The sequence below is a fragment of the Curtobacterium sp. MCPF17_001 genome (assembly GCF_003234615.1).
Classification (GTDB): domain Bacteria; phylum Actinomycetota; class Actinomycetes; order Actinomycetales; family Microbacteriaceae; genus Curtobacterium.
The window spans coordinates 1-6,293 of record NZ_QKSL01000032.1 but is presented as its reverse complement, the minus strand read 5'-3'; the positions used below and the strand labels follow the sequence as shown (position 1 = coordinate 6,293).

The following is a 6,293-nucleotide window of genomic DNA, read 5'->3' as shown; positions in this document are numbered from 1 at the left end:
GCGGTGGGGTCGGTGGCGGGCGTGGGGCGCGCCTCCAGGCCGGTGGCCGTGCGGCGTGCGTCCCGTCTGCGCTGGAGCCTACCGAGGACCCGGTCCACCACCAGGCCGAGGCCCCCGGCGACGACCATCGAGACGGCGGCGGCGACGAGGGGTTCGTGCAGGAACGACGAGGTGGCGAGCGCGATGCCGATCGAGGTCGCGCTCCAGGCGAGGCCGGCGATCGCGCTGATGCCGAGGAACCGGCGGTAGGGCAGGCCGGTGGCGCCGGCGGTCATGTTGACGGCGACGCGGCCGACCGGGATGTACCGGCCGATCAGGATGAGGCGGGCGGACCGGCGCTGCATCTGCCGCTCGGCGAAGGCGAACGCCGCCGCGATCCGGGGACGCCGAGCGTTCCGGAGCCGCCCGAGTCCGACCCGACGGCCGATGGCGTAGGCGATCGAGTCACCGGCGATCGCGCCCAGGGCAGCGGCTCCGAGCACGGCGGCGAGGACCGGCTGGCCCGAGGTGGCGGCGACCGCGGCGACGGCGACGAGCGCCGTCTCGCTCGGCACCGGCGGGAAGAACCCGTCGACCAGGCAGAGGACGAACAGGACGAGGTAGACGAGCGGCGAGGACGCCAGGTCGACGACGAGTGGGGTGATCTGGTCGAGCACGGTGTCGCTCCTCCCGTCGGCGGACCTCGCCGACGGGTACGACGCTACGGAGCGACCGGCGTCCTGCCATCCCGCTGTGGTCGCGTCCGACCCCCTACCGCGGTATGACTCCGGCGGGGTACGACCCCGGTGCGGTCAGTGCTCCTGGTGCTGTTGCTCGTGGCGCGCTTCGTGCGCGAAGACCACGTCCGGGGCGTCGACCGACCGGTCCGTGACGGTCGTCGGTGCCTCCAGGTGCACGGCACCGGACGGCACGATGCCGACGCCGCCGAAGCGCTCCATGACGAGCCACTGCGCGACGACGTCCTCACCCGCGTGGCCGGACGGAAGCGACTCCCAGAACCGGAAACCGCCGACCGCTTCGAGCGCGGACCGGTCGTACATCGCGCAGGCCCCGACCCAGGCGACCCGGTAGGGCAGCCAACCGCCGGGTTCGACGTCGAGTTCGGCTGCGACGTGCACCAGGTTGGCGGCGTTGTGCAGGGACCAGCGGTCGAACCCGGGCATCCCCCGGCGGACGACCTCGGGCACCACCGGACCGTCCCACAGCGTGAACGGCTCGGTCTCATGCGGTCGACGGTCCTCCAGGTACGACAGACCCTGGACGGCGCTGCCGACGAACCCGGTGTCGAGCGACCGGAGCGCGTCGAGCATGCGCTGGACCGAGCCGGGTTCGAGCCACACGTCGTCGTCGAGGAACAGGACCGCATCTGCCGCGGCGTGGTCGAGCAGGAACTGCCGGTGTTCCGCCAGGCCCCGCCGCTCCGGGTGGGTGAGCAGCGTGACGGGGCGGCCCTGGGCCTCCAGGATGCGGGTCATCGCAGCGATCGCCGGGCGTTCCGCGACGTCACCGGCCTCGGACTGGTCGCTCAGCACCAGGCGGAAGGCGACGTCGGTCTGGGCGGCCAGCCCGGCGAGGGTCGCCGCGAGCTCGGCGGTCCGACCGACCGTCGGGATCAGGACGTCGACGTCCACTTGGGCGCTGCCACCCGGTGCCGTATCGGCCGGACGACCCCACTCGCCGGACCACCGCGCGCCCCGTGTCATGGTTCCCCGGGACCGGTCACGGCGGGGTCGGTCGGCGTCGCACCGGCCGGTGCCGTGCCGTTGCCCGCCGCCCTGCCGTTGCCCGCCGCGGTCTCGCGGATCCGGCGGACGACAGCACTCGTGGAGTGCTCGGCGACGTAGTCGACCATCACGACCTCGCCACCGTGCGCGCGGACCACCTCGGTCTCGCTGAGCATCTCGGGGGAGTAGTCGCCGCCCTTCACGTAGACGTCGGGACGGATGCGCTCGATGAGCGGGATCGGGGTGTCGGTCGCGAACACCGTCACCAGGTCGACGCAGGCCAGGGCGGCGAGCACACCGGCACGGTCCTCAGCCGTGTTGATCGGACGCTCCGGTCCCTTGAGGCGACGGACCGAGTCGTCGTCGTTCAGCGCCACCACGAGCAGGTCGCCGAGCTCGCTCGCCTGCCGCAGGTACGTCGTGTGCCCACGGTGGACGACGTCGAAGCACCCGTTCGTGAAGACGATGCGACGACCGGCGCGCCGGGCTTCCTCGACCGCGTCGGCGAGCTGGTCGTGGTCGACGACGGTCTCGGCGGGGGCCGACACCGACGCCACCAGGGCCTCGGCGGTGCACACGGAGGTGCCGGCTTCGCGCACGACGACGTCGGCTGCTGCCTGGGCGAACGAGACGGCTTCGCGGACGGGGGTGCCGACCGCGAGGGCGACCGAGGCCGCGGCGCAGAACGTGTCGCCGGCACCGGAGGCCTGCTGCTCGGACGCCGGGGTCGCGCGGGTGCGGTGCACGTCGCTGGCCAGGGCCGTGGTGTCCTCGAGCAGGACCGTGCCGTTGCGGTCCAGCGTCACGACGGCGTTCCGCGCACCGGTGACCGTGAGGACCTCTTCCCGAGCGGCGACGACGGTCTCGGCACGTCCGGCACCCTGGCCGAGGTCGCGGCCGAGCAGTGCGGCTGCCTCCCCGGCGTTCGGCGTGACGAGGTCCGGCTGCAGGGCACGCCAGCGCCCGAGGTCGTGCGCGTCGACGACCACGGTGGTCGGCCGGTCCCGCTCGAGGACGGGGACGATCGCGGCGGCGTCGACGCCGAGGTCGTAGTCGCAGACCACGACGGCGTCCGCGGCGGCGGCTCCGTCGGCTGCGGCGATGGTGTCGGGGGTGCCCGGGAAGCGTCCCTGGACCGCCGCTGCCGTCGCCTCGGCGAGGAGGGCCGTGTCCGCCGCACTCGGCGGTCCGGCCAGGTCGTCGACCCGGACGACCACTCGGTCCCCACCGACGATCCGGTCCTTGCTCGTCGTCGTCGCGCCCGGTACCGCGACCAGCCAGCGGGTGTCGACGCCGGCGGCCTCCAGGCGGTCCCGCAGGACCCGGCCGGTCTCGTCGTCGCCGATCAGGGCGACCATCCGGACGTCGGCACCCAGGGCCCGGGCGTTGACCGCGGTGTTCGCCGCGCCTCCCGGGACGGCGATCGTCTCGGTGACGCGGACCACGGGGGCCGGGGCTTCACGGGAGACCCGCTCGGCTGCTCCGACCGTCCAGCGGTCCAGGATGACGTCCCCGACGACCACGACGACCGGCTGGCGCGCGGCGATCGTGTCGACGACGCGGCGGACCATGCGGACGTCGGCGGTCATCGGACGTCCTCGGCCGTCGCGGTGTCCGTGCCGTGGCTGCCGGCGGTGGACGGGTCGACGGCCGTGCCGGTGCCGGTGCTCGCGTCTGTGCTGACGGCGGCCGAGCTCGTCGCGCGTCGCGGGGCTGCCTCGAGGTGCACGACCGTGGTCGTCGTCATCTCGTCGAGCAGGTGCGGGCCGTAGCCGAAACCGGAGCCCGACGCGCCGCGCGGCTCCGCGCTGCCCCCGGGTGCGCCGCCGAACACGGCGTTGACCTTCACGGTGCCGACCGGCAGTTCGGCCGCGGCCTGCAGCGCGGTCGCGGTGTCGGCGGTCAGGACGGTCGCGGCCAGGCCGTAGCGGTCCTCCGCGGCGAGGCGCAGGCCCTCGGCCATGTCCTCGACGACGCGGATCGGGGCGATCGGGCCGAACGTCTCCTCGGTGAGGACGAGCATGTCGTCGGTGCAGCCGGTGAGCACCGTCGCCGGGTAGAACGTGCCCGCGCCCGCGGGGACCGCGCCGCCGGTCAGGACCTGCGCGCCGGCGGCGACGGCCTGGTCGACGTGCTGCTGGACGGTCGCACGGAGGCGCTCGTCCACCAGGGGGCCGAAGTCCGCCGCCGCGGCCGCGGTCTTCCGTTCGGCGGCACGGACCAGGGCGGCGGTGAACTCCTCGGCGATGTCGCGGTGCACGTAGACGCGCTCGACGCTCGTGCAGATCTGCCCGGTGTTCGCGAAGGCCCCGAGGGCGACCTGGTCGGCGGCCCAGACGGGGTCGACGTCGGCGTCCACGACGGCGGCGTCGTTGCCGCCGTTCTCGCGGATGACGTGCGCGCGGGTGCGGAGCGCGGCCTCGGCCAGACGGTCACCCGTCGCGGTCGAACCGACGTGGGCGTAGACGGCGATGCCGTCCTCGGCCAGGAGCTGTTCACCGGTCGTGGCGTCACCGTCGACGCCGACGAGCACGCCGTCGGGAAGCTCGGCGGCGAGCAGGCGGTTGAGCAGTGCGATGGTGCCCGGGCTCCGCTCGCTGCCCTTGTGGACGACGGTGTTGCCGGCGGCGATCGCGGCGCCGAGGATCCCGCACGCGACGGCCACCGGGTCGTTCCACGGGGTCAGGGCGAGGACGACGCCCCGGGGGTGCGGGACGGCGAAGTCGGCGGCACCATGGTTGCCGCGCAGGGCCTCGCCGCGGTGCAGGGGGCCGAGCTCGGCGTACTGGATGAGCGTGTTGATGCCGGCCTCGACTCCGCCGAGGGCGTCGCCCGGGACCTTGCCGGTCTCGCGGGTGTTCATCGCGGCGAGCTCGTCGGCGTGGTCACGGAGCCGCTCGGCCGCTGCCCGGAGGAGCGCCCCACGCTCACCGGGAGCCGTCCGGGCCCATCCGGTCGCCGCTGCCCGCGCACGCGCGACCGCGTCCCGCACCTCGTCCGCCGTGCTCCGGCGGGTCTCCGAGGCCACCTCGCCGGTCACGGGATCGAGCACCGTGATCGTGTCCGCGGACGAGTCGTCCGACGACGGAGCGGTGGTGGTGGGGGCATCGAGCGTCATGTGCGTCCTTCTCGTGGTGGTCCGGTCACGTACACCGGGGCTCTCCACGCTGCACTCCTCCTGCTGGACGCGCCCACGGGTCGCGCCGTGGTGTCCACGGGACGCAGCTGGTCCACGGTCTCGGCACCTGCACCGGCTCCGGTCGGTAGGAACGAAGGGACGCGCGACGGGACACCGGGCAGCGTCGGACGACGAGGAGGACGACAGGCGTGGTGCAGATCGGACGTGGCGGCGATCGCTTCGAGGGGGTCCGCGAGATCGCGGTGCTCCGGGGCGGGGGACTCGGCGACCTCATGTTCGCGATGCCGGCGATCGAGGCGCTGGCCGCCGCGTACCCGGAGGCGCGGATCACCCTGCTCGGCACCCCGATGGCCCGTGTGCTGCTCGCCGGCCGCTCCGACGCGGTGCACGCGGTCGAGGAGTTGCCCGTGTCGCCGGGCGTCCGGGACAGCGGCGACGACGCCCCGGACGCAGAGGACTTCTTCGCCCGCCTGCACGGCCGGTTCGACCTGGCGGTGCAGCTGCACGGCGGTGGCCGGAACTCGAACCCGTTCCTGCTCCGCCTGGGCGCCGCGCACTCGATCGGCACCGCCACCGAGGACGCCGCCCCCACGGAGCGCTGGGTCCGCTACGTCTACTACCAGCACGAGGTGCTCCGCGCGCTCGAGGTCGTCGGGCTCGGCGGTGCCGAACCCGTCACGCTCGATCCGCGCCTCTCCGTGACGGACGACGAGCGGGCCGCGGTCCGGCAGCGCCTCGGCGTCACCGGCCGACTCGTCGCGATGCACCCCGGTGCCACCGACCCCCGCCGGCGCTGGAGCCCGGAGCGGTTCGCTGCCGTCGCGGTCGCCCGACTCGAGGCCGGCGACGACGTCGTCCTCGTCGGGGACGACTCGGACCGGCCGGCCGCGACCACCATCCGGGCGTCGGTGTCCGAGGCCGTCGGGCCCGAGGCTGCCGCCCGCCTGCACGACCTCACCGGGACCCTGCCGCTGCCGGAGCTGCCCGCCGTGCTCGGTGCCGCCGACGTCATGGTCGGCGACGACTCCGGCCCGCGGCACCTCGCCGTCGCGGTCGGCACCCCGACCGTCGGCGTCTTCTGGTTCGGCAACGTCATCAACGCGGGGCCGCTCGACCGCGGACGACACCGCGTCCTGATGAGCTTCGTCACCCGGTGCCCGGTGTGTGGGGTCGACGTCACCCAGGTGGGGTGGAGCGCCGAGCGGTGCGCCCACGACCCGTCGTTCGTCGACGAGATCACCCCGGACCGGGTCCTGGCGGACGTCGCGGACCTGCTCGCCACCAACTGAGGGCGGTGGGCCGGTCCGTCGGGGCCGGTGTGGGCCTCCCGAGGTCGCACGACGTGCCGTGCGCCCCTTGCCGAGGGTGCACGATCGGCTGCCGGTAGGCCGTCCGGGCAGCAGCTCGTGCGACCTCGGCAAGGGGCGCAC

Annotated in this window: 5 protein-coding genes; 1 reads left to right on the top strand and 4 read right to left on the bottom strand. The window is 74.5% G+C overall.

Annotated elements, in window-relative coordinates:
* From DEJ24_RS16435 to DEJ24_RS16420, 4 genes are all read right to left on the bottom strand, one after another.
* Positions 1–656, bottom strand: a 656-nt coding sequence (locus DEJ24_RS16435; protein WP_111079658.1) for a DedA family protein, incomplete at its 3' end; no start/stop codon positions are given.
* 135 nt (positions 657–791) lie between these two features.
* A complete protein-coding gene (locus tag DEJ24_RS16430; RefSeq protein ID WP_258374524.1) occupies positions 792–1,631 on the bottom strand; it encodes a glycosyltransferase family 2 protein in 840 nt (279 codons plus the stop codon).
* A gap of 68 nt (positions 1,632–1,699) precedes the next feature.
* The gene (gene rfaE2, locus DEJ24_RS16425; RefSeq protein ID WP_111079654.1) at positions 1,700–3,313 is read right to left on the bottom strand and encodes a D-glycero-beta-D-manno-heptose 1-phosphate adenylyltransferase; all 1,614 of its coding nucleotides are present in this window, start codon (positions 3,311–3,313) and stop codon (positions 1,700–1,702) included.
* A complete protein-coding gene (locus DEJ24_RS16420; protein WP_111079652.1) occupies positions 3,310–4,842 on the bottom strand; it encodes an aldehyde dehydrogenase in 1,533 nt (510 codons plus the stop codon). The genes rfaE2 and DEJ24_RS16420 overlap by 4 nt, the downstream gene beginning before the upstream one ends.
* A gap of 209 nt (positions 4,843–5,051) precedes the next feature.
* Between DEJ24_RS16420 and DEJ24_RS16415 the strand changes: the two genes are divergently transcribed.
* On the top strand, positions 5,052–6,152 hold the full coding sequence (locus DEJ24_RS16415; protein WP_111079650.1) for a glycosyltransferase family 9 protein: 1,101 nt from the start codon (positions 5,052–5,054) through the stop codon (positions 6,150–6,152).
* Positions 6,153–6,293: the final 141 nt, after the last annotated feature.

Excerpts from the sequence above, each read along its gene's own strand:
- DEJ24_RS16420 (WP_111079652.1), bottom strand. The coding sequence starts at position 4,842 with ATGACGCTCGATGCCCCCACCACCACCGCTCCGTCGTCGGACGACTCG.
- rfaE2 (WP_111079654.1), bottom strand. The coding sequence starts at position 3,313 with ATGACCGCCGACGTCCGCATGGTCCGCCGCGTCGTCGACACGATCGCC.